Source organism: Nocardia cyriacigeorgica (assembly GCF_005863245.1).
Lineage (GTDB): Bacteria > Actinomycetota > Actinomycetes > Mycobacteriales > Mycobacteriaceae > Nocardia > Nocardia cyriacigeorgica_C.
In genome coordinates this window covers 1-1551 of the sequence record NZ_VBUT01000030.1, presented here as the reverse complement: position 1 = coordinate 1551, position 1551 = coordinate 1, and the positions used below count along the sequence as shown (strand labels likewise).

Sequence of the window (1551 nt, the reverse complement as noted above, 5' to 3'; positions counted from 1 at the left end):
CGCGACGTTCGTGGCGAAGACGATGACGACGATCGCGCGCTTGTTCTCCAAGGTCGCGTCCACGTTCGCGAAGCTGAAACCGCTGCTGGCCAAGCTCAAAGACGCGTGGCAGGCGATCGCCCGCACCCTCGGCAAGGGCGGCAAGTCCACGCCGTCGTCGACGAAGAAGTCCTCCACCGACACCTCCACGGCGTCGACGGACACGCCGAAGAAGACGACAGATACCGATTCCCCGAGCAAGCCGGGTGACAAGTCGCCGGACACCTCGACGGCGTCGACGGATTCACCGTCGAAGACCGGTGATCCGGACACGCAGCGCACCCCGGACCAGTCCGGGAAGCCGGAGAACCAGGCCAAAGCCGACGAAGGCGCCGGCGACAAAGCCACCGAGGGCGGGCCGAAGAACACCCAGGACGATAAGGATGTCACCGAATGCAACGACCCGGTCGACGTCGCCACCGGTGAATTCCTGCTCCCGGAAACCGATCTGAGCCTGCCCGGCGTGTTGCCGCTGGTTCTGCTGCGACGGCATCGGTCGAGCTATCGGTTCGGGCGCTGGTTCGGCCCGTCGTGGTCGTCGACGCTGGATATGCGGGTGGTGATCGAGGACGACACGGTCACCTTCATCGGCGAGCACGGTCTGCTGCTGGTCTACCCACACGCCGAACCGGATAAGCCCGTGCTCCCGCGCAACGGCGGCCAGCGCTGGACGATGACCCGCACCGAAGCGGGCGGCTACCGCGTCCACGACCCCGAACGCGAGCTGACCTGGCATTTCGACGCCGCTCCCGCGCTCGGCGGTTTGGACACGCTGCTCGGCAACTACGCGATATCGGCCATCACCGACCGCCACCACAACCGCATCCGCTTCCTCTACGACACCGACGGCGCCCCGGTCGAGATCACTCATTCCGGGGGTTACCGGGTGCGAGTGAGCACCGCAGACGGGCGGGTCACCGCACTGGCCGTCGTCGGGCCCGATCCCAATCCATCGAGGCCCGATAACGCGGCCCACTCGGCAGCCGGTTCGGCCGCCAGCGCAGACAGGCGCACGGGTTCGGCTGAGACTGCACGCGGTGGAGCCGAATCACCGGATGTCACATGCAGCGACACGGGTTCGGCGGACAGCCCGCACAGTAACGCGGGGTCCGCGGACAGCCAGGCGAAGTCGGCGGATTCCGCAGCTTCCGCCAGTGCCGGATCGGGCACAGACTCCACACCAAGCGTCGATGCCGGTTCGGGTACAGATTCCATGCCAGGAGCCCGTGACGGGTCCGGTGCTCAATCCGCACCGATCCCGGACGCTGAGCCCCTCACTCAGATTCGGTCTTTCGTCTACGAAGCCGGTGAGTTGGTGTCGGTCACCAACGGTGTCGGCGCCACCACCCACTACTCCTACGACGACGCCCACCGGCTGACCGGTTGGACCGATTCCAACGGCAACCGCATGGTCAACACCTACGATCTCGAGGGTCGCGTCGTCGCCCAGCACGGCAACTCGAACATCCTCAACGCCACCTTCGACTACTTCACCACCCCCGACAACAGCAC

1 protein-coding gene is annotated in these 1551 nt (G+C 66.2%); it reads left to right on the top strand.

All coding sequences use genetic code 11. From position 1 onward, the window contains the following. Window positions 1-22: 22 nt before the first annotated feature. Window positions 23-1551 (top strand): RHS repeat domain-containing protein (locus FEK34_RS29800; RefSeq protein ID WP_171048490.1); only part of this gene is annotated, 1529 nt, incomplete at its 3' end.